This is a genomic window from Celeribacter baekdonensis (assembly GCF_003047105.1).
Classification (GTDB): domain Bacteria; phylum Pseudomonadota; class Alphaproteobacteria; order Rhodobacterales; family Rhodobacteraceae; genus Celeribacter; species Celeribacter baekdonensis_B.
The window spans coordinates 787,409-813,241 of sequence record NZ_CP028475.1; the positions used below are offsets into that span (position 1 = coordinate 787,409).

Consider the following 25,833-nt stretch of genomic DNA (forward strand, 5'->3'; position numbering starts at 1 on the left):
TGCCTCTGGGTCAAGGGGTCGTGCGTCAATTCGCCAAAGAGAGGCGCACCAAACCGCCGGTTTCGCCCTCAAGCACGCCATGCTCCGCCGAGGTCGGTTTCACCATCGCCTCAACCAAGACCGGCACCGAGGTCCAATAGGGGATGTACCATTCCTGATCGACCTCCAGGATCAACACCTCGTCCTTGGTGGCGTCATAGGCGCCGATCACGGAGACATGCGGGCCGTCCCAGTCGCCGGTGACGACGCCTTGGTTGAAATAGACCATCATCGCGTCTTCGGCGCTTTGCTCATTCAGCGTCAACCACGCGCGCACGGTGGCGAGTGTGGCATCTGAGGCATCGGTGGGTTTAAAGGAACTGACTGTATAGCTGTCGAGACCGGCCGCTATGAGCGCCTCACCGGCATAGGTTTCAAGTTCGGCAAAGGTCACACCATCGCCGCCCTCGGCGGAGATGTCCGACCAATGGGCATCGCCGACGCGCTCCAACAGGTCGGGTTGGGTCATCACCGTGTCTTCGGCATTGGCGGGCAGGCCAGAAAGCCCGTTGACCGCGCCTGTGATGGCGGCAACCGAGCAGGCGGAGGTGGTGAATTGCATTTTAACATAGGGCGAGAAGGCCCAGTAATCAGGCGCGGGTGCTTGGCGCAGATAGTCCGTGGCCTGTGTGACGGGGGTCGCGTTTGGCCCGAGTTTCGGCAGCGGCGCGTCCTGTGCGCTCAGGGGCAAGGACAGGGACGCAAGCGTTGCAAGTGCCAGTGGAAGAGCAAAGAATTTGGTCATGGATCACCTATGGAAAGACGCCGGACAGGCGATGATCTGCCTCGGATGGACCGGCCTGTCCGACGACAGCGACCGGGTGGGGCTCTGCGTTTCGACATAGGGCGGGCATTGAGTTGAGGCAGGGCAAAGGGCCCGGCGAGATCACTTTTGATCAAATTTTGCGTAAGGCAAGAAAAATCGTATTTTGCGCGTGGTGCATCGAAGGCTTAGCTCAAAGATTCACCCGCAAGGCAGAGCGCCACCGTGTCGGGTGGCAGGTTACCCATTTGTTCAAAATAGCTGACAAAATCAAAGTTGTTATAGGCTTCGCAGATTTTGCCATCCTTGGTGCGGATCATCACCTGACCTGAAATAGAGACGGGTTTCATGTCCATCGCGCGTTTTGCGTTCAGCCGCATTCGGACCCAGGCCCGATCGTCCTGTTCCATCGAATCAAGAATGTCACAGGACACATCGCGCAACGCATAAAGCACAGCGGGGACGAGGACGCGAAAATCCTCAAGCTCGGCGGCCAGATCGCTCATCAACCCGGAGGCGGCACCAGAGATGTCGAAATAGTCGTCAATGGCGGATAAATCGCCCTGAACCCAGACCCGTTCATACCATGCTTTGAGCAGTTCAACGCCGTTCATTTTTTCGTCCGCCTCTGTCCATGACCTTAAAAAACTATGGGCAAAAACTCTAAAGGATTGGTTTAAATCCCGACGGGTTTATGGCTTGACCTAACGTCAAGTGACTTGTCCAAAACAAAGGGGAAAGTGCAGGTTTCTGTTGCCAGGTACCTGCGAACCCCGCCTTAAGTCGCTAAACCTAAGGGCTTAATTTTCGATATTTCGCACAGCTTACGCTGCGAGAGCCATCGGAGCTTTGTTGTCATTTGCAACTAGCTTTAGTGTACCGATAACGGTGGTAACTCACCGAAACAAAGCAAACCCCTTTAGACGTCCGTCGATCCTATTTCGTCCCCATGATCCAAATCGCCAAGGCCTCAAATGAAGGTCCAAACCGATGGGTGTATGGTGGAGACGCCGGGTACCGCCCCCGGGTCCGATCCGCGTATTACGAGCGCGTTTATGTCCATAGTTCCCGAAGGAACAGGCTACAGATAGGCGATGCGGCCCGCCGTTTCAAGTGCTCGATTGATCGGAGCTCAGGCGGTAATGGCCGGTAATCGGATAGACAAAGAGAAATCTCTGTTCACGTGTGCCTGCGCCGACGTTGTGCAGGATCAAGGGCTCTCCCGTTTGCGCATCCATCCGATCCGAGACAATGCCGATATGCGGTTTGCCGGGAGCCAAGAGCCAAGTGACCAGATCACCGGGCTGGTAGTCCGCCGCTCGGTCGCTGATCGGCAGCGACTGGTCATGGCGTTCGAAATACCGGCGTAGATTTGGCACCCGGCGGTGGTCGATATTGGCATCGGGGCGGCTCAATCCCCACAGCGCCGGATAGGCGGAAAAGGCGTGGGACATGTCTTCGTGGACGCTTTGTTGGAGGTCGAGACCATGGGCCACACGTAGAGCACGGATGATAACATCGGTACACACCCCTGTTTCGGGCGCCACATCACCATTGGGATAGGACAGCCGCACATAGGCGCCGTTATAGCGCGTGGTGACACCGATCTGGGCACGGGCTGCTGTGATCAGTGCGGAGGACCAAGGATCAGAAGGGCGGGTTTGCGATTCAGAATCAAGGGGGGCTGGGCTGAGGTCGGAAAGCGTCGCAAGGACAATGGATGTCGCAGCAGGAGAAAGCTGTTTCACACCGAGACCGGCCAGGGTGAGACTAAGAAAAACGATAAAAACCAAACGATTGCGCATAGGCGCTACGATCGGGCATTTGGTTCAAACTGTCGATTGTGTTCTTCTCAGATCGGCAAAACGCCGCCCATAGGGGGCGGCGTTTCGTGGCGTCAATGAAAGACTGGCTTAGAACCCGGCTTTGATTTTCTCAAAGGCCTCGGATTGCTTTTCGCGCAGTTCAATGGGCATCGGCAATTGGGCCAAGATCGGGGCCTCGATCGGTTCAAGACCGGCATCGACCAAGGTGTCATCGCCCAAAGTGGCAAGGCCTTTCAGGTTTGGCGTGCCGTAACCCGCCTCCATCAAAGGGGCTGCGTTGGAGACATCCAAGAAGCTGTTGATATAATCATAGGCTTTGTCTTCCGAACCGGGAGCGTCTTTGAGGTTCACATAGCCGCACAGCCACAACGAGGAGCCTTCGGTGGCTTGGCGTTGAAAGCCGATCGGGAACTCCTCTTCGACCATGGTCGGGTAGGTTTCGTTCCAGGCCCAAGCCACCAAAACTTCGCCAGTTGCCAAAAGCTGGGCCAATTCGCCGGGATCGGTCCAATAGGTGCGCAGGTTCGGGTGCACTTCGCGCAGCCAGTCAGAGGCGGCTTCGAATTGCTCATCCGTGGCGTTTTGCCAATTGGTCGTGCCGGTTGCCAGATAGGCCAGCGCATATGCGTCATCGACATTGTCCGGCAGGGTCATGCGGCCTTCGTATTTCGGGTTTTTGAAAACCTGAAGCGAGGCAACATCTTCGGCGGGCACGTCTTCGGTATTATAGGCGATAGCGGTCGAGCCGAAATCGGTCGGGATGAAATAAGACGTGGCCGCGGCCGTATCTGCGCCCAACAGGTTGCTGTCGAGATCCGCGTAATCCGGGATCTTCGTGGTGTCCCAGGCTTCAAGAATGCCGCTTTCGACCCATTTCATCACCGAACCGGCACAGACGTGGCTGACGTCGGCTTTAAAGCCGGACACGAGTTTTTGCAGCGCTTCGTCTTCTTCGCCAAAGAAGGCAAACGACGGCAAATCGCCATTTTTCTCAATATATTTGGTATGGAATTCGGGGTTTTCAAAACCGGAGTAATCAAACACAAGCAGATCCGCGTCCTCAGCAAACGCTGCGCCTGCGAGCGTGGCAAGGGCCGTTGAGGCGCACAGAAGTTTAAAGGTGTTCATTGGGTCGTCTCCCTAAATGGACCAATTTCAAAGATCGACGCTATCACGGAGTTTGACATGCGCAAGAGGGACCGTAGGCCGGTTCACGCTTTTTCTATCGCTTTGCTGATAATTTGATCAAATTAAGGGGCGAGGCTGGGATTTCTGTGCGCGTGCAGAGCCTCGATGGCCGCCGCTTGACCGAGCGTGAGGGTGCAAAGCGCGTCCAAAAGCTGGTCAAGTTGCTGCGCGTCGCGGGCCTCAAGCGCATCTGTGATCTGGGTGTGCAGCGCCACAATGTCTGCCCGGTCGCGGCTGCGAAAGGTGATCATATTCATCAAAGGCTGCATCCCCTCTACAGCTCCCGCCAAATGCCAGGACAGGACCGGGTTGTTGGCACCATCGACCAAAGCCCGGTGAAACGCCACATCTGAGGCGCAAAAGGCTTCGTCTGAGAGGCCGGGTTGGGATTGACGGGTGATTTCGGCCCGCATCGCCGCCAAATGATCGACGCTGCGGTTGTGCGCCGAAAGCGGGGCACAGCCGCGCTCAAGCGCAAACCGGGCGCGGCAGGCGGTGGCAAAATCCACCTCATTGAGGCTGAGCAACAGGGTCGCTGTGGTGGCCAATTGGCTATAAGCCTCGGGATAGGACAGCCGGTGCACGAATGCCCCGCCGGACGCGCCGCGTTTGGTGCGGATCAGGCTTTGCGCTGCCAACCGTTTGAGCGCTTCACGCACGGTTGGGCGCGACACGCCATAAGTGTCCGACAGCTCTGCCTCAGAGGGCAACCGATCATCCGCCACCAAATCCCCCGACAGGATCGCATCGCGAATGGCCTGCGCGATTTGGGCGGACAGGTCTTTTTCAGCCGTTTTTTGCTGAGGTCTTGAATTGTCAGACATTTGACTTGCGCTCACGATTTAATTGTCAGACATTTATGGCGAGACTCAGCGGCGCTTGCAAGGACATCTGGCAAGTCCTGCCGCGCAACTTCGAACCATTTCGACAGGACGGGAGAGACATATGTTTAAAGCTCTGGTGATGGAACAAGGCGAGGACGGCCTGGCCACGGCGCAAATCAAACAGATCGACACGGACGCGCTGCCTGCGGGCGATGTGGTGGTCAATGTCGATTATTCCACCCTCAATTACAAAGACGGTCTGTGCCTGTCGCCCAAAGGCGGCGGTTTGGTCCGCACCTATCCCCATGTGCCGGGCATTGATTTCGCCGGCACAGTTGCACGCTCGGACAGCCCCGATTTCAAACCCGGCGATCCGGTTGTTTTGACCGGTTGGCGCGTCGGCGAGGTGCATTGGGGCGGCTATGCGCAACAGGCGCGGGTCAAATCCGATTGGCTGGTGCCGCTGCCGAAAGATCTGAGCACACGCCAAGCCATGGCGGTCGGCACGGCGGGTTTTACCGCGATGTTGGCGGTGATGGCATTGGAGGACCACGGGTTGAAACCGGGGCAGGGTCCGGTTTTGGTCACAGGGGCGTCGGGCGGCGTCGGATCGGTTGCCACCGCGATCCTCGCCCATCTCGGCTATGAGGTCGCCGCCGTGACAGGACGGCCTGAAAGCGCGGACTACCTGCACGATCTGGGCGCGAGTCAAATTGTCGCGCGCGAAGAGATCAACGAAACCGTCAAACGCCCGCTCGAAGCCGAGACATGGGCGGGCTGCGTCGATGCGGTCGGCGGCGACATGTTGGCGCGCGTCCTGGGCCAGATGAAATACGGTGCCTCGGTGGCCGCTGTGGGCCTTGCGGGCGGCGCGGCTTTGCCGACCTCCGTGATCCCCTTTCTGTTGCGTGGCGTGAATCTTTTGGGCATCGACAGCGTGATGCAGCCAAAAGAGGCGCGGTTGCGGGCCTGGGCGCGGATCGCCACCGACCTGCCGATGGAGAAGCTCGAAGAGATGGTCCATCCGGCCAGCCTCGAGGATCTGCCCGCATTGGGGACGTCGATCCTGAAAGGTGGGGTCAAAGGCCGGGTTGTGGTCGATCTGAACGCCTGATTTCGGGTGAAATAAACGCGGGTGGGGCCGATTAAAACGGGCTCATCCGCATCCGCGCGCGCGGTGTGACCACCAGCAAAAGCGTGAGCGCAATCAGCGAACAGGCCATCATCGCCCCCACCATCGGCAGGGGCGTTCCGTCAAAGAACGGCCCTGCGGCGGCGGTCATCACCCCGCCCGCGACCATCTGTAATGTGCCGCCCAATGAGGAGGCCAGCCCGGCAATCTCGCCGTGATCATCCAGCGAGGCGACCATGGCGGTCGGTATCACCAAGCCGACAAAGGCAAAGGTGACGACAAGCCCGGCCACCATGACCCAGAACGTGCCCAAGCCGACAAGAACCAAGGTGAACAGCGCCAACATCGAGGCGGCATAGCCAAACACGCCGAGGCTGATGATTTTCAACGCCCCATGTTTGCGCATCAGCCCCGGTGCAATCTGTGACGCGCCGATAAAGCCCATGGCATTGACGGTGAAGGCCAGCGAAAACTGCGCCGGTGTCAGCCCGAAACTCTCAGTGTAGACAAAAGACGCCGAGGCGATGAACACGAAAAATGCTGACATCGAGAAGGCGCCGATAAAGGTCAGCCCCAAAAACACCGGATCGCGAAACAACGTTTTGGCCCCGCGCGCCATCGCGTTTAGGCTGACTTTGACGCGTTTGTCTTTCGGTAAGGTTTCGGGTTGCAACACCGCCGTGATGACAAAGGCCAAAATCCCCGCCACACCCATCGCCGCAAAAACGCCACGCCAGCCGGTGACGAGGATCAAACCGGAGCCCGCCAGTGGCGCAAACATCGGCGAAACAGAGAACACCAACATCACCAAAGACATCAACCGCGTCGCCTCATAGCCGCGGTATTGGTCGCGAATGATCGCACGGGTCATCACCATCAGCGAGGCCGCGCCTGCGCCTTGGATCATCCGCGCGGTGATCAGTGCTGCAATTGTTGGTGCAACTGTGGCCGCGATTGAACCGATGATGAACAAGGTCAGCCCAATGTAAATCGGCACTTTGCGCCCGAGTTGATCGGCCAAGGGGCCATAGATCAGTTGCGACAGGCCAAAGGCCATGAAGTAAAATGAAATCGTGCCCTGCGTGGTGCTGACATCCGCGCGCAAATCCGCCGCAATCGCCGGAAGCGCGGGCAGAAACATGTCGATTGCAAAGGGGCCAACGGCAGAAAGAAGGCCCAAAACAAGGGCGCTTTTGAACAACGGAGACATGGGGAGACCTTCATTCGGGAGGGTGTGGGCATTCGGGAGGGTGCGGGCCCTTAGTTGAGCGCGGTCGCGGATCAATATGGGAAAAGCTGGCCTAGGCCTTGCGCATGTGTCCTACGCTTTGAGGCTCTGGTCAATCTGCGAAACTGTCGGTAAGCCTGTTGAAAAATGTAGAATAAGGGACCCCGTGATGATGGATTTTGCAACCTTGTTGCCCTTCGCAGTGCTGATCGCCGCGATTGGCGCATTTGCTGGCGTTTTGGCCGGGCTATTGGGCGTGGGCGGCGGCATCGTCTTGGTCCCGGCGTTTTATTACGCCTTCGCGGGCCTCGGCTATGGCTCGCCGCAGTTGATGCAAATCTGTCTGGCGACCTCTTTGGCCACCATCATCGTCACCTCGATCCGCTCGGTGCTGTCGCATCACAAAAAGGGCGCGGTTGAATGGCCGATCCTCAAAAGTTTTGCCCCCGGCATTGTCATCGGCGCAATCATCGGCGTTTTGGTCGCCTCAAGCCTGCGCACCACCACGCTTCAGATGATTTTTGGCGGCGTGGCCGTGTTCATCGGGCTTTATATGGCCTTTGGCAACTCGGCCTGGCGGTTGGGCACCGAGATGCCCAAAGGCATCATGCGGGGGATCATTTCGCCCCTGATCGGGTTTTTATCGGTGTTGATGGGCATTGGCGGCGGCTCTTTTGGCGTGCCGACGATGACGCTCTACGGCGTGCCGATCCACCGCGCCGTCGCCACCGCAGCGGGCTTTGGTGCCATCATCGCCATCCCCTCGGTCATCGGTTTTCTCTTTGTTGATATCCCGGCTGAGGTCACTCCGCCGTTCACCATCGGGGCCGTCAATATTGCGGCCTTTCTGGTGGTGATTTCAATGACGCTCATCACCGCGCCTTTGGGGGCGAAAATTGCCCATGCGATGGACCCAAAACCACTGAAACGGGTGTTTGGCGGTTTTTTGATCCTCGTCGCGCTCAATATGCTGCGCAAGGCGATGATGGGGTGAGTATTTGGACTGAGTATTTGAGCTGCCATGAAACCTGTCTTCATTGCAGTCCAAATACTCTCTAAAACTATGTGATCTGACGTTTCAGCCGTGCGGCGCGGCCGCCACGACGCGTGGTCGGGGCAGGGGTGCGGTTCGGCAAATCCGCCATGATCACCCGCCGCGCCTCGGGCGTCAGCCGTGACCAATCCCCGATTTCCTCAATCGAGCGCGCACATCCGAGGCAGAGCCGCGTCTCTGGATGGATTTGACAGACCTTGGTGCAAGGGCTCTCAATCTCGTCACGGTGCCAAATCTCGTCGGTCATCGCAGCCTCACAAATGCCCAAGCCGGTCCAGCGCGCCCTGAAGGATCACGCCAGCGGCGACTTGGTCGATTTTTTCGGCCCGTTTGGCGCGCGACATATCGGCCTCTAACATAGCGCGATCCGCGGCGACAGACGACAGGCGCTCGTCCCAAAAGGTGATCGGAACATCGGTCAACTGCGCCAAATTGCGGGCAAAGGCGCGGGTTTTTTGACAGCGCGGGCCTTCGGAGCCATCCATATTGCGCGGCAGGCCCAAAACGATACCGCCGACCTCGCGCTCTTTGAACAGGGCCAAAAGGGCTTCGGCATCCAAGGTGAATTTTTTGCGTCGGATCGTGGTGGTTGGTGAGGCGACCGAGCGCAGCCGATCCGAGATCGCCACGCCGATGGTTTTGTCGCCAAAATCCAACCCCGCCAATGGGGCCATGACGGGCAGGGTGGCTTTAAACTCCGCCATATCATCGGTGATCAAAGCGCTCATTCGACAAATCCCGCCCGCTCGGCCCCGGCGCGCACCACGGCCAGTTTTTCGGGGTCGGCACCAAAGATCACCTGTGCCTCGCCCCAGATCGCTTTGGCGCGCTCGGTGTCGCCCAGCATCGCCAGCGAGGAAATCAACCGTGCCCATTCTTCCGGCGTGCCGCCCTCATTGGCCAGACGTGCAGACAGGCCTTCGACCATGCCACGGATCATCTCTTGACGCTCTTCCGGCGTCATGTCAGCGGCGTTTTCCATGTCCTCTGCTGAGGGGCCTTTCAGACCATCGTTTGCGGGTGGCAGGGTGTAGCGGATGCCCGCAGCCTGCGCCACGGCTTCGATTTGCTCGCGAATGAGCGGCACCCATGGATCGGTCGGCTCAGAGCGCGTCAACAGCGGCTGCCAGAGACGAAAGGTCATATCCGGGCGGTCGTTTTGGGCAAACATCAGGCCGGAGAAAAACACCGCGATGCCGTTGTTTGGATCGCGTTTGAGCGCGCTGGACAGGGCCGTTTCGGCCTCAGGCGACACAAATCCACCTGCGGAAAGGATCATCAAATTGGCCATTTGGGCATAGTCTTCGGCGGTGGCCTCCGCGCCTTTTATGCGGATCACCTCGTTTTGCGCCTGATAGGCTTCGCGGAAATTGCCAATATTGGCCTCGTTGCGGGCCAGTAAAATGTGACCCTCAAGCTCGTCCGGGCGTGATTGCAACGCCGCGCGCAATTTGATCACGAGATCAATCAATTGTTGGTCTGCCTGCTGCGCCATCGGGGTGGCCGGAACTTTGGCTTCGGCGTCGTCCTGGCTCATCCGCGTGGCGCGAATTTCGTCGGCCAAGGCAATCCTGTGCGCGAGTGGCAGGTCTTCGTACTTCGGTTGCCCGAGGTCGTCATAGAGCCAAACCCCGCCAGCCAAAAGCGCAAGGGCCAAAGCGATGGCGCCCCAAAGCGTGCCTTTGGGCGCACCGGCTTTGCCGCCTTGGTGCTCCTTGTCGGCCTCAAGCATCCGGCGCGACACTTCGGTGCGGGCACGTTTGGCATCCTCTTGGGAAAGCACACCACGCGCCAGATCGCGTTCCACCTCTTTGAGTTGGTCGCGGTACACTTTCATTTCGATTTCGGCGGTCGAGGTGCTTTGCGCCCCCATCCCGCGGCCACGACGCAGTACAAGAGCGATGGGAGCGATAGACAAAAGGGCTATGGCAGTGGCGATGATCCAAAAGGTCATGTCAGGGTCCATGTAAGGCAGATGTGATGCACAGCTTTACCCGTCTGCTGCCTGTCGTGAAACCCCCAATGACGTAGGTGTGACCGGATGGCTCAGGGGATGTTCTTATCCTGCGGCGGCTGCGCTTTGCGCGCGCCAGTGTTCGGGCGCAGATCAAAGTCGATGGGGACAATATCCACCACGTCATCATCCACAGTGTCCTCAGTGTCCCAAGGGCCTGTTGGGCGCGCTTTGGGGAGCTGCGTGCCGTCCTGCCACCATTCTTTGCGTTTGCTGTGCCGTAAGATGCTGAATGGGGTGAGCCACCACGGGGTCATCGCGCCATACAAGGTGATCTTTGTAAGGGCCTCGCGAAGATCGCGTGTGTGTTGGGAGGGCGGTTTTACATCGGGCTTTCTGGGGCGCTTCGACACTCTGGACCGCCAGAGTGTCACCGCGATGCTCAAGCCGCCAAATAAAATAAGAAAATCAATCCAAGTCATGGCATTAAAAATATCGTGTTTGAGGGGAATGGCCAAGCAGAAAGCCCAAATCCCAGAAATTTGCAATTCTAGGTGCCTTTGATCATTGCTCCACAGCGGGTGTTCGCGGTTTTTGCAAATGAGTCCAAACATTCGCCCTTGACCCCGGACCGCTCCCGGCTCAGGTATATGTCCGACAGAAACGCACAACTTCTGAAATGGAGGCCCTACAATGGCATTCGAACTTCCCGATCTTCCCTACGCCCACGACGCTCTGGCCGATCTCGGCATGTCCAAAGAGACGCTTGAGTATCACCACGACCTGCACCACAACGCCTATGTGACCACCGGCAACACGCTGGTTGCGGGCACCGAATGGGAAGGCAAATCTGTCGAAGAGATCATCAAAGGCACCTATGACGCCTCTGCTGTGGCCCAATCCGGCCTCTTCAACAACGCGTCCCAGCACTGGAACCACAGCCAATTTTGGGACATGATGGGTCCGGGCGAGAAAAAAATGCCGGGCGAGCTTGAGAAAGCGCTTGTTGAGGCTTTTGGTTCGGTCGATGAGTTCAAAAAACAATTCTCCGCGGCGGGCGCAGGTCAGTTCGGCTCAGGTTGGGCTTGGCTGGTTAAAGACACCGACGGCGCGCTCAAAGTCACCAAGACCGAAAACGGCGTGAACCCGCTTTGCTTTGGTCAAACCGCATTGCTTGGCTGCGATGTGTGGGAGCACTCCTACTACATCGACTTCCGCAACAAACGCCCGGTCTACCTGTCGAACTTCCTCGACAAATTGGTCAACTGGGAAAATGTTGCGTCGCGCATGTGATCGCCAGCATGTGATCGCCCGCATCTAATCGACCGGATGTGATTTTTGCGATCATATTGGAATGGAAAGGACGTCCCTCGGGGCGTCCTTTTGCCTTTGGCGAGGTCGCGGCGTGGTGGACAGTTGCGGTGCAGTTTGTCACACAGGCGACAACGACAAAGGAGCGCATGACATGATCCCATTGCCCAACGCATGGACCCTTGATCCCGCCACGCTGGCCGAGGCCGTGGCGCTGCGCCATGAGTTGCATCGCTGTCCTGAGGTCTCGGGGGCCGAATATGAGACCGCCAAACGGATCGCGGCGCGGATGCACGCCCTCGGAGCTGAGGTGGCCACCGGGCTTGGCGGTACGGGCGTGGCGGCGGTGTTTGGGCCGAAAGATTTGCAGGGCGGGACAACGCTGATGATCCGGGCTGAACTCGATGCGTTGCCGATTTTAGAGGCCGATGGCCCGGAGCATCGCTCAGAGGTCGACGGCGTCGGGCATCTGTGCGGTCATGATGGCCATATGGCGATCTTGTTTGCCGTGGCCTCGGCCTTGTCGCGCCATACACCGGAAACCCGTGTGGTTTTGTTGTTTCAACCCGCCGAGGAAACCGGCGCGGGGGCGCGGGCGGTTTTGGACGATCCCAACTTTGCCGCCGTGCGGCCTGATATGGCGATTTCGCTGCACAACCTGCCGAAACTGCCTTTGGGCGCTGTGGCGTTGCAAGAGGGCCCGGTGGCCTGTGCCTCAAAGGGGCTGCATGTCGCGTTGACCGGCCAGACCTCCCATGCTGCGCGGCCCGAAAATGGCCGCTCTCCGGGGCTGGCTTTGGCGCGGTTGATCCCGGCACTTGCGGCGCTGTCGCGTGATGTGCCAACAGAAGATCCGCGCTTTCGCCTTGCCACCGTGACCCATGCCCGCCTTGGCGTGCCGTCCTTTGGCATCAGCCCCGGCGAGGCGGCGTTGCAGGTCACGTTGCGCACTTTGTTGAACTCGGAAATGGAGGCTTTGGAGGCCGAAGCGCGCGCTTTGATCCTGTCCGCAGGCGCAGAGTTCGCCCCGGTGATCACCGTGCATGACCCGTTCAGCCATTCGGTCAACGCGCCCGCTGCCACGGCTCTTTTGGAGGCTGCGACGCAAGGCCTGCCGCGTGTCAAAGGCGCCATCCCGATGCGCCCATCTGAGGATTTTGGCCTGTTCGGGACAGAAATCCCCGCCGCCATGCTGTTTTTAGGCTCAGGCGTCGATCAACCAGAATTGCACAACCCGGATTTCGATTTCCCCGACGCTCTGATCCCGATCGGGGCGGAAATTTTTTTGCGGGCGATCCATGAATTTTCTGCCGCAAAAGAAAGCGAAACCGTCTGAGATCCTAAGAAATTCGGTGTTTTTAGGTCATCCACGGCCTACGTGGCGTCAAAAATCACGGTTTCTTGATATGAGCTTCCCAATTGTAAACGGATAAAATTGAGGGGGATCATATTATGAAACGGCTTGGCCTGCTGCCTGTCGCAGGGATGATGTGTGCGTTTTTGAGCGGATGTGAAACAATAAAGGATGAGTTTGGCGTCTCCGAAGGCTTTGTCTCGCGCCAAGCGGATCGGTTCATTGTCGCCCAGGATCAGCACCAACGTGCGGACCGGTATCTTTTGGCGACACTTTTGATTGCGCCGCTGGCACTGGACACTGTGCAGGATGGGACCGATGCGGACACGGCCCTGTTGCGATTGAATGCGCTCTACGGAACGCTTGCCGATCTCTACACGGCGATTGGTGAATGTCAGACCAGTGCCGCCGCTGCATCGCCAACCTGTGCGAGTACGGCAGACGCTTCATGGGACTTTGACGCCGAAGCAATCCCAAAAGACGGCTATTCTTTTGAAACACTGAGTTACGAGGTCCAAAGCGATCTGTACTTTCTTGGAAAATCGGCACTGATCAATTTGGATCTCGACGATAAGGTCAAGGATCTCGCCGCTCTTAATCCGACGGCGCTTGTGTCCTTATACAAAGAGCTCAACAGCTATGGACCTGCGTTGCGTCGGGGGGCTGCCACCTATCGCGATGGGATTGTGATCTACACCGATGCTGTTTTTTACGAGACGTGTCAAACGTCACCAAATAATACGTCGTCAAATAGCGTGGGCTGCAAAGCCTATAGGGACCGCTATGCCACTCAAAAGCAGCTTGATGCCACTGAGGCGGAGGGCAGCACAAGAGGGCTGACGCGCGCTTTGAGCCAGGCGCAAAATCAGTCCAAAACGGTTGGCTGGAGCCTGAACAAAAGACAGGCCCTCGCCGTGATTGCGCATGTCGACGTGGCCTGTACGCGTGCAGCAAGAATTTCGAGTGATGAGAGTCAGACCGCTCAAACGTGTTTTGAATCAAGCAATGGTCGAAAGCGGTTTCTTGGCGCGCTTGAGCGCCGGTGGACCGCCGCCGCGCCGTAAGCCCGGTTCTGGATATAAACCCAAGGCAGGTTGCCGAGAATCCGCTGCCCCCTGTGCGGATTTAGAGCGTTGCCATCGCGCCCAAACCGCGCTCTTTGAGGGCTATGACCGACACCCAAAAAGGCCTCATTTCGCTGATCCTCGCACAGACCCTTTGGGGTCTGTCGCCGCTCTATTACAAAGCGGTGGCAGATGTGCCGGCATTCGAAGTGCTGGCGCATCGCACAGTTTGGACCTGTCTGTTGTTTGGCGGCTATTTGGCCTATCAGGGCCGTCTGCACGAGTTGTTGACCCTCATGCGCGGGCCAAAGCTGCGCTATGTCATTCCAGCCTCTCTTTTGATCTCGGTGAATTGGGGGCTGTTCATCTATGCGATCCAATCCGGGCAGGCGCTTGAGGCCTCGTTTGGCTATTACGTTTTCCCGCTTGTCGCCACGATGATCGGCATGGTGGCCTTTCGCGAGCGGCTGCGCGGGTTGCAAGTCCCGGCCATTGTTTTGGCGGCGCTTGCGGTGCTCGTTTTGGGGATCGGGCTTGGGGCTTTGCCGTGGTTGGCGCTGTCTTTGGCGATCACCTTTGCCAGCTACGGTGCGATCAAAAAATCCCTCGATGCCGGGCCGATCCTGTCGGTGACGGGCGAGGTGGTGCTTTTGGTGCCCATCGCCTTGGCCTATTTGATCGGCGCGGAACTGTTCGGGTGGGGTGGCAGTGCGACACAACCGGCGGGGGCCTTTGGCCATGCCCTTTCCGACAGTCTGCTTTTGATCGCGGCTGGGTTGACCACCGGCGTGCCTTTGATCTTTTTCGCGACCGCCGCGCGGCGTTTGCCGATGACGGTGGTCGGCATGGGGCAGTATTGGAACTCCACGATCCAATTCGGACTGGCCGTTTTGATTTTTGGCGAACCATTCACCCATTGGCACGCCATCGCCATGCCACTGATCTGGGCCGCTTTGGCGCTCTATTCGGTGCAAGCGATCCGAACCGAAACCGCGGCGCGTCGTGTCCGGCGGGCGGGATAAGCGGGGCGCGCAGGGGCGAGACCCACAATGGCCACACAAAAAGGGGGGCTGACAATCGACCGCGACAGAAGCGTCACAGTCCACCGAAGGGGAAGCCCATGGCGCGGCCCACGCCGCGATCCTGTGAGACGTCTTTTAAACGGCGTCCAGAATGGATGGGCCAAAGCGATGGTTCCATTGATCACTCATTTTCCTTCTCCCCCCACGTCCTTCTCCCCTCATGCGTCACGAGCGAAAAAATCGCAGCAGGCTGATGCCCGCATCGGTGAGATCCGCGAGGCGCGCCAGAATGTGTTCCGGTGCGAGGCCGGAGGGTTGGCCCTCTGCCATAGAAATTCTTTCAACAAGGCGCATCAGGCGGCGTCGGTGAATGCCAAGCCGCGCTTGGATTGGGTCGGCGATGCACCCGGCGAAAGTGGTCACAAGCGAGGCGGTCATGGCCAAGGCCACCCCCGTCAGCACGACGAACCAGATCGGCAAGTTCACGGAGAAGACCCCGTACCAAAGGCTTCCCAATCCTGAACCAAGTGGAAAATGCGCGACGGCTGAGGCATGCGCGACATATTCCGACACTTTCGGGGTCAACGAGGTCACACCCGGCGTGGCCGTCCCAAAGAGCAACAGCCCAGCCAAGAGGACAAACAGTGACGTCGTGATCTCGGCAACGGCAGAGCGGACGCCGGTATAATCGGTGATCAACGCCCGGCTGTGCGGGGTCAGGGCGGCACCTTCAAGCAAGTCGTTGGCGATGTCCGCCTCAATCGCGCGTGCCACAGAGGTTTTGAGAAAAATCTGTCGCGCCCTCAGCCAAGCCTCCAAGCGGCCAAAACGCGCCAAACGTGACACGGCCGCTGCCAATCCGACCAATAGAAACACCGGAGCCAGAACCACGTTGATGGGCGCACGTAACAGGTCCCATCCCAGTGCAGCACGGTGGAGACGGAAGGTCGCAGCCAAGTTGAAATGACTGCGCACAAAGGCATCGACCTTATCCTGTATGGCCTGCGCGGTGTTTTCTATCGGCTGGTGCATTGGGGCCATTCATTGGGGCCATTCGTTTTGGCGTGTCATCACAGTATCTCCCAGATCGCGCGGGACTGAAAGGGGGAGCGACTGCAACGGCCCACACCTTTGCGTGTATGCCGATGACCTGTGTGTGGTGCGCGTCCACCGAGGTGGGGGGCTTTGGACGCCGCGCACCGAAGGTGCTTTTGTCGCGGTGCTCACGTCCTGCAAGCGCTTTGATCTGAGGCTGCCGTCAGAGCCGCGGCCCGGCCTGTGCAATCCGCGTGGTCCGGGTCTTGCTCCGCTTAGACCGCCTATCCCCGAACCGCCTGCAACGCCGCGACCAGCTCTTCGACTGTTTCGACCGTCTCGAAATAGCTTGAGGTCGACATCGGGGCGAATCCTTCGGAAATGATGTGCTCAATCAGGCCTTCGAGCGGTTTCCAATAGCCATCCGTGGACAACAGAAAGATCGGTTTGTCATGCAGGCCGATTTGCTTCCAGGTCAGCACTTCGAAAAACTCATCCAAAGACCCCGCACCGCCGGGCAGGACGACGATGGCATCCGAGTTCATGAACATGACCTTTTTGCGCTCATGCATGTTTTCGGTGATCACGAAGGTGGTCAAATCACGTTTGCCGACCTCTTTGGGCAACAGATGCGTCGGGATCACGCCAAAGGTCACAGCCCCCGCCGCCTGCGCCGCGCGCGCCACTGCGCCCATCAATCCGACATCACCCGCGCCGTAGACCAAACGCCAGCCCTCATTGGCCAACGCACGGCCAAACGCCGTGGCGGCGGTCTCATAACTGGGTGTGCCGCCCGCGCGCGAGCCGCAATAGACACAGACGGAAAAGAGCGGGGCGGGTTGGGGGGAGGAGGGGACGGGTGTCATGACGGGTGCTTTCTAAAAAAGGAAGTCTTTGACCCTTGTTAGCCCCCTTGCTAGGCTGTCTCAACCCTTGTCAAAAGCAATGTGATGATGCGCCGTTTGCCCTTTGGGTTTGTGCAAACTCAAAGGCAACATGCGCGGCAGACATTTTTGCGGAAGATGTTTTGCGGATGACGGGGGACAATAGGGGATGAACGGAACTATGGACAAGACGCAAGGCTGGGTGAGGCCCGTCGCGGGAGTGGTGGCGGTCGGGTTGGTGGCGGGGATCGGCTATACGTTATACGTGGCCTATCCCGGCGGCAGCGCGCCGAACGCGCCTGCGGCATTGACCGCCGAAATCGGGGGCGCTGACGGTTGGACACAGAGCGGGGCGGCGGACACGGTCGCGTCCATAAGCCCCGAGAGCCAAGCGCCCAAAGGTCAGGAGCCTGCACCGGCAGGCGCAGTCCAAACCTATCCGGCCTTCGATCTTGTGCGTGTTCCCCCCGATGGCTTGGCCACCGTGGCCGGACGCGCCGAGGCGGGGGCTGAGGTGGCGATCTTGGTCGATGGTCAAGAACTGGCAAAGACATCCGCCAATGGGCGCGGCGAATTTGTGGCTTTGTTCGATCTGGCCGCCAGCGACAGCCCGCGCGAAATGCGCCTGCGCAGTGTCTCTGGCGCGCAGATGTTGGACAGCGCCGAAAGCGTGATCATCGCGCCTTTTGCTGCGGCTACGGATACCGCGATGCCCGACACGACCATGCGCGCAGACATGCGCGCAGAGATGGCCGCCGTTGCGGTCGATGGTGCGATGCCCGGAGCGACTGAGGCGCTTGCTGATGCCGGTGACGCGGCCTCCGCTGTTGCCACAGGCGGTGCCGTGGCGACGTCAATTTTGCGAACCGCTGAGGCCGGGGGGGATGTTGACACGGGCGCTCAGCCACAGGGCGATCCCGCAACAGAAAGCGCGACCGGAAACACAGCCGAAAACACAGCAGACATGCCAGAGCCAGCCGCGGTTGCACCCACGGTGATGATCGCAACCGATGAGGGCGTCAAAGTGCTGCAACAACCGGGCACTGAGGCCGGTCGCTTGCGCATTGATGCGGTGAGTTATGATCCCGAGGGTCGGGTGTTTGTGTCCGGGCGCGGAGCGCCGGGGCAGGTCGTGCGGCTCTATTTGATGGGGGCGCTCAAGGCCGAGGCGGGCATTGGCCCGGATGGGCAATGGCGGCAGGAACTGAGTGACGTGGCACCGGGGCGCTACACGCTGCGCGCCGATCAGGTCGATGCCAATGGACAGGTCAGCCAACGCGCAGAAATTCCGTTCCACCGTGAAGATGTGGCGGTGTTGGCGGGGCTGTCCACGGGGGGGGCGACGACGCCAAACGTAGAGCCGGACGCCATCGTGCAAGACCCGCCCTCTGTTGCACCGTCCTCTGCGGCGCAACCGCCCGCCGTCCCGGCCAAACGCATCACCTCGGTGACCGTTCAGCCCGGCAATACGCTGTGGGGCATTGCCTCGGCGACTTACGGTGATGGGGTGATGTATGTGCGGGTGTTTGACGCCAACAAAAGCCAAATCCGCGACGCTGATTTGATCTATCCGGGGCAGATTTTCGTTTTGCCTGAGTGATTGGGGTCCGCGCCATACCTGAGGCACAGCAGGCTGTGCGGCATCGGGGCTTGTGCCCGGCTGTCGTCTGCGCGATTGTGTCCCTCGCTTTGAAATACGCCACCGAAAGGCAGCCCACATGCGCGGCAATCGCCCGATGACCACCACCGAAGGCCCGAAAAACGGATGGGCGGTGATCCGTGCCGTGATCCCGTATTTTTGGCCCAACGAGGGTCCAAAAGCCGAAGTCCGTGCCACCAAAATCCGGGTGATCATTGCTTTGGTGTTTTTGATGGGGGCGAAAGTCGTCACCGTTGGCACGCCTGTGCTCTACAAATCTGCCGTTGACGCTTTGGCCGGAGACGCCAAATCGGCCGCTTGGATGTTGGGCGCGGGAGCGGTTGGGTTGACCGTGGCCTACGGTATGGCGCGGTTGATGTCGAACGGGTTCAATCAGCTCCGCGATGTGGTGTTTGCCCCGGTGGCGCAATCGGCGCTGCGCAAATTGGCGCTTGAGACCTTCAATCACATTCATGCTCTTTCGATGCGCTATCACATCGCGCGTAAAACCGGGGGGCTCAGCCGGATCATTGAACGCGGCACCAAAGGCGTGGCGTTTTTGCTGCGGTTTTTGGTGTTCAATATTGGGCCTTTGGCGATTGAACTTGGGATGATCCTCGTGGTCGTCTCTCTCGCCTTTGGTGCCTCTTATATGGCGGTGTTGGCCGGGACGATCCTCGCCTATGTGGTCTTTACCTTTAAGGTCACCGAATGGCGGGTGAAGCTGCGCAAAGAGATGAATGACCAAGACACCGACGCCAATCAAAAGGCGATCGACAGTCTTTTGAACTTTGAAACGGTGAAATATTTCGGCGCGGAACAGCGCGAAGCGGCCCGCTATGACAAAGCGATGGAGGCCTATGAGACAGCGGCGGTCAAAACCGCATACTCGCTGGGATTTCTCAATTTTGGCCAAAGCTTTTTGATCACGGCGGGGCTGGTGATCGTGATGGTCATGGCCGCGCTTGGGGTTGAAAAAGGCACGATGACCGTGGGCGATTTCGTCATGGTCAACGCCTATATGGTGCAAATCACCATGCCGTTGAATTTCCTTGGCACTGTGTACCGCGAAATCCGTCAGGGGTTGGTTGATATGGAGGCGATGTTTGATCTGTTGCATCAACCCGCCGAAATTCTCGATGCGCCCAACGCGCCCGATCTCAAGGTGGCGGGCGGAGCGGTTGCGCTCAACGCGGTTGAATTTCATTACGACCCGGCCCGTCCGATCCTCAAAGGGGTTGATCTTGTCGTGCCCGCTGGGCGGTCCTTGGCGATTGTTGGCCCATCCGGGTCGGGCAAATCCACCATCGGGCGGTTGCTGTTTCGGTTTTACGAGGTCACCGGCGGGTCGCTTCAAATCGACGGTCAGGACATTCGTGATGTGACACAGGTCAGCCTGCACGCCGCCATCGGCGTGGTGCCGCAGGACACGGTGCTGTTCAATGACACGATCCGCTATAACATCGGGTATGGTCGCGACGGGGCGCGCTATGAGGAGATCGTCAAAGCCGCGCAAAAGGCCCGGATTCACGATTTCATCATGAGCCTGCCAGAGGGCTACGAGACTCAGGTGGGGGAACGTGGGTTGAAGCTGTCAGGCGGGGAAAAACAACGGGTGGGGATTGCCCGCACGCTGCTCAAAGATCCACCGATCCTGTTGCTTGATGAGGCGACTTCGGCGCTTGATACCCAGACCGAGCGTGATATTTTGGACGCGCTCAAAGCCGCTGGCGAAGGCCGCACCGTGATCACCATCGCGCACCGGCTCTCAACCGTCGCCGATGCCGATGAGATCGTGGTGCTGGAACAGGGGCAGGTGGTCGAGCGCGGCACCCATGAGAGGCTGTTGAGCGCCCATGGCAAATACGCGGCGATGTGGGCGGCACAGGCCGAAGACCGCGACGAGGCGGCGGCGTGATCTGAGCAATCGGGTCACGGTAAAAGTCCCGGTCAAAATAATTTGCCGTGAAAATAATTTGCCGTGAGAGTGATCCAAGTCTGTGACCTGTGCGTAACCATTTGGAACGCGGAGAGAAAATGACGTCAATTTGGTGGATACGGCGAGACTTTCGCCTTTCAGACAACCCGGCTTTGGTCGCGGCGGCTGCTTTGGGCGCGGTTGTGCCTGTGTTTGTGTGTGATGAGACTGTGGACGATTTGGGCGCGGCGCCGAAATGGCGGATGGGGCTTGGGTTGGCGCATCTGATTGCACGGATTGAGGCCTTGGGCGGGCGCGTTATCTTGCGTTCCGGGGCGGCCTCTGAGGTGCTTTTGGAACTGGCCAAAGAGGTCGGGGCCAAGGGCGTGTATTGGAACCGTTTGTACGACAAAGCGGTGATTGCGCGCGACACGGCTGTCAAATCGACATTGAAAACCGCGGGGATTGAGGCGCAATCCTCAAACGGTCATTTGTGTTTTGAACCTTGGACCGTCGAGACCAAAACCGGCGGCTATTACAAGGTCTACACGCCGTTTTGGAAGACAGTGCGTGAACGCGATGTGGCCGATGTTTTGGCTGTGCCAAAGGTGACTTGGCCACAGGCCTGGCCCGAAAGCGAGGCCCTGAGCGATTGGCAAATGGGGGCAGCAATGCAGCGCGGGGCCAAGGTGGTCTTGGCCCATTGTCACATCGGTGAAGAGGCGGCTTTGGCCCGGCTCGACGCCTTTATCGCGCAGCATGTCGAGGCCTATAAGGCCAAACGCGATTTCCCTGCGGAGCCGGTGTGTTCGGGCCTGTCGGAGAACTTGACCTACGGCGAAATATCACCGCGACGTATATGGCATGCAGGATGGCATGCGATGGAGACGGGCGCAGCAGGTGCCGAGCATTTCCTGAAAGAACTGGTCTGGCGCGAGTTTGCCTATCATCTGTTGTATCACGAACCGGATTTGCCCCATCGCAATCACCGCGAGGGCTGGGATGGGTTTGAATGGCGTGGCGAGAATGACGACGCCGAGGCGTGGCGGCGCGGGCGAACCGGGGTGCAGTTTGTCGATGCCGCGATGCGCGAAATGTATGTCACGGGGGTGATGCACAACCGGGCGCGGATGATTGTGGCGTCGTTTTTGACCAAACATCTGCTGACCGATTGGCGCATTGGCCGGGCGTGGTTTGAGGACTGTTTGATAGATTGGGACCCGGCGGCCAATGCGATGGGATGGCAATGGGTGGCCGGATGCGGCCCCGATGCAGCCCCCTATTTTCGGGTGTTTAACCCCGATGGTCAGGCAGAGAAATTTGATGCCGATGGGGCCTATATGCGGGCGTGGATTGCCGAAGAACAGGCGCGTCCAAGTGAGACGTCGTTGTCCTATTTTGCGGCTGTGCCCAAAAGTTGGGACCTGTCTCATCAGGATATATACCCGGAGCCGATCATTGGGTTGAAAGAGGGGCGCGAGCGGGCGCTTGCGGCCTATGCGCGGCTCAAAACGTGACGAAACGCGAATTTATGCTATATTTGGAGCGTAAAACGGGACGACATATCCCGTCAGATCCGCAATCCAAGATGAACCAGATGACGACATTACAGGGATAAACGGAGGCCAAGATGCTTGATCAAACCACACTGCCGGCACGGGCCAAAGAGGTCTATAGAACCACCGAAGGGCAGGGCAACCTGCCGCGTTATTTTACGCAAGTGTTTGATGTTGCCTCCAATATGGCACGCGGGCGGTTGGATTTTGTGATGCCGGATGGTCGGGTGTTTCGCGCCGAAGGGCACGCGAAGGGACCTGAAGCTGAACTTCATATCCACTCAGACGATGTCTTTGCCCGGCTCATTCGCGAGGGCGATCTTGGGTTTTGCGAAGATTACCTCGATGAGGGGTGGAGCACACCCGATTTGATGGCGTTCATGGACCTGATCCATGCCGACAATGATGATCTTTATGACGGATTTCCGGGCATGGCGTTTGTGCGCGCCTATGAGCGGATGCGGCATTGGTTGAACAACAATTCCAAACGTCAGGCCAAGAAAAACATTTCTCATCACTATGATTTGGGCAATGAATTTTATGGGCTTTGGCTGGATGAAACGATGACCTATTCCTCGGCTTTGTTTGAGCAGGGGCAGCAAAGTTTGCAGGCCGCGCAGATCGCCAAATACGCCTCTATGGTGGATGAGATGGGGGTGAAGCCCGGCGATCATGTGTTGGAAATAGGCTGTGGTTGGGGCGGTTTTGCCGAATATGCGGCGGGTCAACGCGGTCTCAAAGTCACCGGGCTGACGATTTCCGAGGAACAGTATAAATTTGCCGCTGAACGGATCAAAAACGCGGGCTTGTCGGATCGGGTGCAACTCAAACTGCAAGACTACCGTGATGAGCGCGCCCAATATGACGGTATTGCCTCGATCGAGATGTTTGAGGCGGTGGGAGAAAAATACTGGCCGACCTATTTCGGCACCCTGCGCGACTGTTTGAAACCGGGGGCCAATGCCACGCTACAAATCATCACGCTGCAAGATCGTCGGTTTGAAATTTATCGGTCCTCCGTTGATTTCATTCAAAAATACATCTTTCCGGGTGGCATGTTGCCAAGTCCCACAGTGCTGAGTGACCAGATTGCCAAATCCGGGCTTGAGTTTGTGACATCCAAGGAATTCGGCGAAAGCTACAGCATCACCTTGCGGCGCTGGCATGAGGTCTTTAACGCCAAATGGGATCAAATCGAGGCCCTTGGGTTCGATGATCGGTTCCGCCGGATGTGGAATTTTTATCTCGCCTCTTGCGCTGCGACCTTTCACAGTGGAAATTGCGACGTAACACAGATTACGATGACCAAAACGTCGTGACCTCCTTGCGTTCCTAACTCCAAAGCAGGTGCCAATGCCCACAGCCGCAAAACTTGTTTCGTCGATCTGGTTCGCCCTTTTGGCCTGGTTCGCGGCGGAATTGGTCAAAAACCACCTGCCCGAAGGCTCGCAATTCGGGCTTATGTCCTACATCAGTGCCGCGTTTGGATTTTTGACTGGCTGGTTGTTCATGGGCAAACGGGCCGGAGACACGATGCGGGCCGCCTATGGCTATGGCCTGTCCTCGTCGATCATCCTGGCGTTTTGGAGCGTGTTCTATTTCGCGTTTGAAACCATGATACATCGCTCCATGTCACACCGCTATCACGGTCCGGGCGATGCTTTGGTGGGGATGGTTGATTTGATGCGCGAATATGGCCTCTATCTGATCAAACCGGATGTTTTGGTCGTTCTGGTCGTTGGTGGGCTTTTCGGCGGGTGGATGACGGAAAAGGCAGCGCGAAAATGGGCATGACCAACCCTGTGATGGACCAGATGCCGCCCCAATACCGCGCCCTTTCAGATCGCTACAGCCAAGAGCAGATTACCTTTTTGCATGAGGTGATAGAGGGCGATGAACCCTATCTCACCGAGGCCTTTTTGCGCGCGGCGGCTGAGGAGGTGGTGCTGTATATCGGTCAAAAGACCGTCGGTGATTTGCGCGCGCTGCGTGGCATGATCCTGATCCGGGCTTGGGCGCGGCTACAGGCCAGTCAGAGTTGGCGTCCGCGTGCTACGGATCGCCGTGATATGACGCGGCGTGATGTGATCGAAACCGATCGCCAAATCCCCTACAGCTACTTTTTTGCCGTCGATGAAACCCATCTGACCCACACACGGTTTGACGGGGACACCTCCTGTGAGATGCGCCGTGCGGCGTTTTTGATGGCGGATGCGGTGACGGTTTTGCCCTATGATCCGCTGCGCGATCGGGTCTTGGTGATCGAACAATTCCGCTTTGGCCCCTATGCGCGCGGCGATGCCCGACCATGGATGTTGGAACCTATCGCGGGGCGGATTGATGCGGGAGAGACGGCGGAAAACACTGCCCGGCGCGAGGCGGTGGAAGAGGCCGGGATCGCCCTCTCCGCGCTGCATAAAATCGCCGAATATTACCCCTCAAGCGGCGGGATCACCGAATATGTGTTGTCCTATATCGGCATTGCCGATCTGCCCGATGATGTGACGGGGGTCGGTGGGCTTGAGAGTGAACATGAAGACATCGCCTCCTATCTTATCTCTTTTGATCGGCTGATGCAGATGTGTGATGCGGGTCAATTGGACGTTGGGCCACTCTATATGTCGGCGCTGTGGTTGGCTCGGCACCGCGATCGCTTGCGGGCCGAGGCCGGATTGTAACGTCAGGAAATCATTTCGATTTCGGCTGCATCCAGAGCCAAATCAACGCGCCGCCTGCCAAGGTCAACAGCGGGATCATCGCGAGGTTGACGGCGGTCCAACCGTCCTGCGCCGAGCCGCCGGAACAGTTCATCAATCCACCTGAGGCCAGCGAGGCCACGGTCACGCCACCAAAGACCATGAGGTCGTTGAGGCCCTGAATGCGCCCGCGTTCAGAGGGCTCATGCGAGGAAGACAGCATCGCCGTCGCACCAATGAAGCCAAAGTTCCAACCGACCCCCAAAAGCACCAAAGCGACAAAGAAATTTTCGATATTCACGCCCATCATGCCGACGATCCCGGCGGTGCCAAGGATCAAAAGCCCGGTGGCCATGATCCGTTCGACGCCAAATTTCGTGATGAGAAAGCCGGTGAAAAAGGACGGGATGAACATCGCCAAAACATGGGCCGAGACCACATCGGCGGCGGTGTTTTGTTCAAAGCCACAGCCAACCACGGCCAAGGGCGTGGAGGTCATCACCAAGTTCATCAAGGCGTAGGACACCATGGCAACGATGATTGCCACCAAGACCCGAGGTTCGCGCAACAGCTCACGCCGGGTGCGGCCAACGACATGGCCATGCACGGAGACGGGCGGTTTGGGGATGCGCAGGAACAGGAACAGCGCGGAGCCGATGATATTGATCGCGATCACGGCCAAATAGGTGCCAAGGAAGGGCACGACCATCGCTTGAGAGGTGAGTTTGACCAATTGCGGGCCGATGATGGCCGAGGCCAAACCACCCGCGAGCACATAGGAGATGGCTTTCGGTTTGAACGCATCATCGGCGGTGTCGGTGGCGGCAAAGCGAAAGAAGCCTTGGGACGATTGATAGACCCCGGTGAACAATCCGCCAACGACAAAGAGCCAAAAGTTTTGCTGCAACAGCGCCACGGCCCCGATGGAGGCACCAATCGCACCAGAACTGGTGCCGATCCAAAATCCGGCGCGGCGGCCATAGCGCTGCATCGCCGCCGACAAAGGCGTCGCGGCTAACATCGAGCCCAACACGATCGCGGAGATCGGCAAGGTGGCAAAGCACAGGTTTTTGGCCAAAGATTGCCCGGCCAGCCCGCCAATGATGAAGATCATCGACATCTGTGCGCCCAAAAAGGCCTGCGCCATCACAAGGATGTACACGTTGCGACGGGCGCGGGAGGGATCGGCGGTCAGGACGTGTTCTGGCATGGCGTGCTCGGGCATGGGGAACTCTTGCGGATCTGTGAATATGTCCGACCGGGTGTAACGGGCGCGGGCCCGGTTGGAAAGCCGCGTCTTTCAAGGGGTCGCTTTGCGATTTTGACCTAGCTGGCCGTGGATGGCC

At 58.4% G+C, this 25,833-nt stretch carries 25 protein-coding genes and 1 other RNA gene; 12 read left to right on the forward strand and 14 right to left on the reverse strand.

Going from position 1 to position 25,833, the window contains the following annotated elements; all coding sequences use genetic code 11:
• Nucleotides 1-25: 25 nt before the first annotated feature.
• From DA792_RS07335 to DA792_RS07360, 6 genes are all read right to left on the reverse strand, one after another.
• On the reverse strand, nt 26-784 hold the full coding sequence (locus tag DA792_RS07335; RefSeq protein ID WP_107719380.1) for a phytochelatin synthase family protein: 759 nt from the start codon (nt 782-784) through the stop codon (nt 26-28).
• Nucleotides 785-990: 206 nt separating this feature from the next.
• On the reverse strand, nt 991-1,416 hold the full coding sequence (locus DA792_RS07340) for a nuclear transport factor 2 family protein (protein ID WP_107719381.1): 426 nt from the start codon (nt 1,414-1,416) through the stop codon (nt 991-993).
• 125 nt (nt 1,417-1,541) lie between these two features.
• Nucleotides 1,542-1,919: a transfer-messenger RNA gene (gene ssrA, locus DA792_RS07345) on the reverse strand.
• On the reverse strand, nt 1,912-2,550 hold the full coding sequence (locus tag DA792_RS07350; protein WP_199908134.1) for a DUF1287 domain-containing protein: 639 nt from the start codon (nt 2,548-2,550) through the stop codon (nt 1,912-1,914). The genes ssrA and DA792_RS07350 overlap by 8 nt, the downstream gene beginning before the upstream one ends.
• 165 nt (nt 2,551-2,715) lie before the next feature.
• Nucleotides 2,716-3,756 carry an extracellular solute-binding protein gene (locus DA792_RS07355; RefSeq protein WP_107719382.1) on the reverse strand — a complete coding sequence of 347 codons (1,041 nt, stop codon included), beginning with the start codon at nt 3,754-3,756 and terminating at the stop codon, nt 2,716-2,718.
• A gap of 122 nt (nt 3,757-3,878) precedes the next feature.
• On the reverse strand, nt 3,879-4,640 hold the full coding sequence (locus DA792_RS07360) for a FadR/GntR family transcriptional regulator (protein ID WP_107719383.1): 762 nt from the start codon (nt 4,638-4,640) through the stop codon (nt 3,879-3,881).
• Nucleotides 4,641-4,761: 121 nt separating this feature from the next.
• Here DA792_RS07360 and DA792_RS07365 point away from each other — a divergent pair, with 121 nt between their 5' ends.
• A complete protein-coding gene (locus DA792_RS07365) occupies nt 4,762-5,754 on the forward strand; it encodes an MDR family oxidoreductase (protein WP_107719384.1) in 993 nt (330 codons plus the stop codon).
• Nucleotides 5,755-5,785: 31 nt separating this feature from the next.
• Here DA792_RS07365 and DA792_RS07370 read toward each other — a convergent pair whose 3' ends face one another.
• Nucleotides 5,786-6,982 carry a multidrug effflux MFS transporter gene (locus DA792_RS07370; RefSeq protein WP_107719385.1) on the reverse strand — a complete coding sequence of 399 codons (1,197 nt, stop codon included), beginning with the start codon at nt 6,980-6,982 and terminating at the stop codon, nt 5,786-5,788.
• Nucleotides 6,983-7,169: 187 nt separating this feature from the next.
• Between DA792_RS07370 and DA792_RS07375 the strand changes: the two genes are divergently transcribed.
• Entirely contained in the window at nt 7,170-7,994 is an 825-nt protein-coding gene (locus DA792_RS07375; protein WP_107719386.1) for a sulfite exporter TauE/SafE family protein, read from the forward strand.
• Between the two features lie 67 nt (nt 7,995-8,061).
• Here the strand turns inward: DA792_RS07375 and DA792_RS07380 are convergent, their stop codons facing one another.
• From DA792_RS07380 to DA792_RS22180, 4 genes are all read right to left on the reverse strand, one after another.
• A complete protein-coding gene (locus DA792_RS07380) occupies nt 8,062-8,301 on the reverse strand; it encodes a DUF1289 domain-containing protein (protein WP_107719387.1) in 240 nt (79 codons plus the stop codon).
• Between the two features lie 7 nt (nt 8,302-8,308).
• Entirely contained in the window at nt 8,309-8,782 is a 474-nt protein-coding gene (ruvX, locus tag DA792_RS07385; RefSeq protein WP_439099384.1) for a Holliday junction resolvase RuvX, read from the reverse strand.
• Nucleotides 8,779-10,008, reverse strand: coding sequence for a c-type cytochrome biogenesis protein CcmI (ccmI, locus tag DA792_RS07390; protein WP_107722604.1), 1,230 nt, complete (start codon nt 10,006-10,008; stop codon nt 8,779-8,781). Before ccmI ends, ruvX begins: the two co-directional genes overlap by 4 nt.
• A gap of 92 nt (nt 10,009-10,100) precedes the next feature.
• Nucleotides 10,101-10,421 (reverse strand): hypothetical protein, encoded by a 321-nt coding sequence (locus DA792_RS22180; RefSeq protein WP_159075193.1) that lies wholly within the window; start codon nt 10,419-10,421, stop codon nt 10,101-10,103.
• A gap of 280 nt (nt 10,422-10,701) precedes the next feature.
• Between DA792_RS22180 and DA792_RS07400 the strand changes: the two genes are divergently transcribed.
• From DA792_RS07400 to rarD, 4 genes are all read left to right on the forward strand, one after another.
• Nucleotides 10,702-11,301, forward strand: a complete 600-nt coding sequence (locus tag DA792_RS07400) for a superoxide dismutase (RefSeq protein WP_107719389.1) — start codon at nt 10,702-10,704, stop codon at nt 11,299-11,301.
• Between the two features lie 172 nt (nt 11,302-11,473).
• Nucleotides 11,474-12,655, forward strand: a complete 1,182-nt coding sequence (locus DA792_RS07405; RefSeq protein WP_107719390.1) for an amidohydrolase — start codon at nt 11,474-11,476, stop codon at nt 12,653-12,655.
• A 116-nt stretch (nt 12,656-12,771) separates the two neighbouring features.
• Nucleotides 12,772-13,737 (forward strand): hypothetical protein, encoded by a 966-nt coding sequence (locus DA792_RS07410; protein ID WP_107719391.1) that lies wholly within the window; start codon nt 12,772-12,774, stop codon nt 13,735-13,737.
• 104 nt (nt 13,738-13,841) lie between these two features.
• The gene (gene rarD / locus DA792_RS07415) at nt 13,842-14,759 is read left to right on the forward strand and encodes an EamA family transporter RarD (protein WP_107719392.1); all 918 of its coding nucleotides are present in this window, start codon (nt 13,842-13,844) and stop codon (nt 14,757-14,759) included.
• Nucleotides 14,760-14,984: 225 nt separating this feature from the next.
• On the opposite strand, the gene DA792_RS07420 is transcribed toward rarD, so the two are convergent.
• On the reverse strand, nt 14,985-15,791 hold the full coding sequence (locus DA792_RS07420) for a DUF6635 family protein (protein WP_107719393.1): 807 nt from the start codon (nt 15,789-15,791) through the stop codon (nt 14,985-14,987).
• A gap of 287 nt (nt 15,792-16,078) precedes the next feature.
• On the reverse strand, nt 16,079-16,660 hold the full coding sequence (locus DA792_RS07425) for a TIGR00730 family Rossman fold protein (protein WP_107719394.1): 582 nt from the start codon (nt 16,658-16,660) through the stop codon (nt 16,079-16,081).
• A gap of 199 nt (nt 16,661-16,859) precedes the next feature.
• On the opposite strand from DA792_RS07425, the gene DA792_RS07430 reads away from it, so the two are divergent.
• The 6 genes from DA792_RS07430 (at nt 16,860) to DA792_RS07455 (ending at nt 24,469) form a co-directional block, all read left to right on the forward strand.
• Nucleotides 16,860-18,278 (forward strand): LysM peptidoglycan-binding domain-containing protein, encoded by a 1,419-nt coding sequence (locus tag DA792_RS07430; protein WP_159075194.1) that lies wholly within the window; start codon nt 16,860-16,862, stop codon nt 18,276-18,278.
• A 118-nt stretch (nt 18,279-18,396) separates the two neighbouring features.
• On the forward strand, nt 18,397-20,235 hold the full coding sequence (locus DA792_RS07435) for an ABCB family ABC transporter ATP-binding protein/permease (RefSeq protein ID WP_107719396.1): 1,839 nt from the start codon (nt 18,397-18,399) through the stop codon (nt 20,233-20,235).
• 119 nt (nt 20,236-20,354) lie between these two features.
• Nucleotides 20,355-21,752: a cryptochrome/photolyase family protein gene (locus DA792_RS07440; protein WP_107719397.1), complete on the forward strand. Its 1,398-nt coding sequence runs from the start codon at nt 20,355-20,357 to the stop codon at nt 21,750-21,752.
• A gap of 113 nt (nt 21,753-21,865) precedes the next feature.
• Nucleotides 21,866-23,110, forward strand: coding sequence for an SAM-dependent methyltransferase (locus DA792_RS07445; RefSeq protein WP_107719398.1), 1,245 nt, complete (start codon nt 21,866-21,868; stop codon nt 23,108-23,110).
• Between the two features lie 34 nt (nt 23,111-23,144).
• A complete protein-coding gene (locus tag DA792_RS07450) occupies nt 23,145-23,585 on the forward strand; it encodes a TrgA family protein (protein ID WP_107719399.1) in 441 nt (146 codons plus the stop codon).
• Entirely contained in the window at nt 23,576-24,469 is an 894-nt protein-coding gene (locus DA792_RS07455; RefSeq protein ID WP_107719400.1) for an NUDIX domain-containing protein, read from the forward strand. Before DA792_RS07450 ends, DA792_RS07455 begins: the two co-directional genes overlap by 10 nt.
• A 10-nt stretch (nt 24,470-24,479) precedes the next feature.
• Here the strand turns inward: DA792_RS07455 and DA792_RS07460 are convergent, their stop codons facing one another.
• On the reverse strand, nt 24,480-25,712 hold the full coding sequence (locus DA792_RS07460) for an MFS transporter (RefSeq protein ID WP_199908135.1): 1,233 nt from the start codon (nt 25,710-25,712) through the stop codon (nt 24,480-24,482).
• Between the last annotated feature and the right edge of the window lie 121 nt (nt 25,713-25,833).

Excerpts from the sequence above, each read along its gene's own strand:
- DA792_RS07360 (WP_107719383.1), bottom strand. The coding sequence starts at position 4,640 with ATGTCTGACAATTCAAGACCTCAGCAAAAAACGGCTGAAAAAGACCTG.
- DA792_RS07460 (WP_199908135.1), bottom strand. The coding sequence starts at position 25,712 with ATGCCCGAGCACGCCATGCCAGAACACGTCCTGACCGCCGATCCCTCC.
- DA792_RS07375 (WP_107719386.1), top strand. The coding sequence starts at position 7,170 with ATGATGGATTTTGCAACCTTGTTGCCCTTCGCAGTGCTGATCGCCGCG.
- DA792_RS07445 (WP_107719398.1), top strand. The coding sequence starts at position 21,866 with ATGCTTGATCAAACCACACTGCCGGCACGGGCCAAAGAGGTCTATAGA.
- DA792_RS07335 (WP_107719380.1), bottom strand. The coding sequence starts at position 784 with ATGACCAAATTCTTTGCTCTTCCACTGGCACTTGCAACGCTTGCGTCC.
- DA792_RS07420 (WP_107719393.1), bottom strand. The coding sequence starts at position 15,791 with ATGCACCAGCCGATAGAAAACACCGCGCAGGCCATACAGGATAAGGTC.
- DA792_RS07405 (WP_107719390.1), top strand. The coding sequence starts at position 11,474 with ATGATCCCATTGCCCAACGCATGGACCCTTGATCCCGCCACGCTGGCC.
- rarD (WP_107719392.1), top strand. The coding sequence starts at position 13,842 with ATGACCGACACCCAAAAAGGCCTCATTTCGCTGATCCTCGCACAGACC.
- ruvX (WP_439099384.1), bottom strand. The coding sequence starts at position 8,782 with ATGAGCGCTTTGATCACCGATGATATGGCGGAGTTTAAAGCCACCCTG.
- DA792_RS07400 (WP_107719389.1), top strand. The coding sequence starts at position 10,702 with ATGGCATTCGAACTTCCCGATCTTCCCTACGCCCACGACGCTCTGGCC.
- DA792_RS07455 (WP_107719400.1), top strand. The coding sequence starts at position 23,576 with ATGGGCATGACCAACCCTGTGATGGACCAGATGCCGCCCCAATACCGC.
- DA792_RS07380 (WP_107719387.1), bottom strand. The coding sequence starts at position 8,301 with ATGACCGACGAGATTTGGCACCGTGACGAGATTGAGAGCCCTTGCACC.
- DA792_RS07410 (WP_107719391.1), top strand. The coding sequence starts at position 12,772 with ATGAAACGGCTTGGCCTGCTGCCTGTCGCAGGGATGATGTGTGCGTTT.
- DA792_RS07370 (WP_107719385.1), bottom strand. The coding sequence starts at position 6,982 with ATGTCTCCGTTGTTCAAAAGCGCCCTTGTTTTGGGCCTTCTTTCTGCC.
- ccmI (WP_107722604.1), bottom strand. The coding sequence starts at position 10,008 with ATGACCTTTTGGATCATCGCCACTGCCATAGCCCTTTTGTCTATCGCT.
- DA792_RS07440 (WP_107719397.1), top strand. The coding sequence starts at position 20,355 with ATGACGTCAATTTGGTGGATACGGCGAGACTTTCGCCTTTCAGACAAC.
- DA792_RS07430 (WP_159075194.1), top strand. The coding sequence starts at position 16,860 with ATGGACAAGACGCAAGGCTGGGTGAGGCCCGTCGCGGGAGTGGTGGCG.
- DA792_RS07365 (WP_107719384.1), top strand. The coding sequence starts at position 4,762 with ATGTTTAAAGCTCTGGTGATGGAACAAGGCGAGGACGGCCTGGCCACG.
- DA792_RS07435 (WP_107719396.1), top strand. The coding sequence starts at position 18,397 with ATGCGCGGCAATCGCCCGATGACCACCACCGAAGGCCCGAAAAACGGA.
- DA792_RS07355 (WP_107719382.1), bottom strand. The coding sequence starts at position 3,756 with ATGAACACCTTTAAACTTCTGTGCGCCTCAACGGCCCTTGCCACGCTC.
- DA792_RS07425 (WP_107719394.1), bottom strand. The coding sequence starts at position 16,660 with ATGACACCCGTCCCCTCCTCCCCCCAACCCGCCCCGCTCTTTTCCGTC.
- DA792_RS07450 (WP_107719399.1), top strand. The coding sequence starts at position 23,145 with ATGCCCACAGCCGCAAAACTTGTTTCGTCGATCTGGTTCGCCCTTTTG.
- DA792_RS07340 (WP_107719381.1), bottom strand. The coding sequence starts at position 1,416 with ATGAACGGCGTTGAACTGCTCAAAGCATGGTATGAACGGGTCTGGGTT.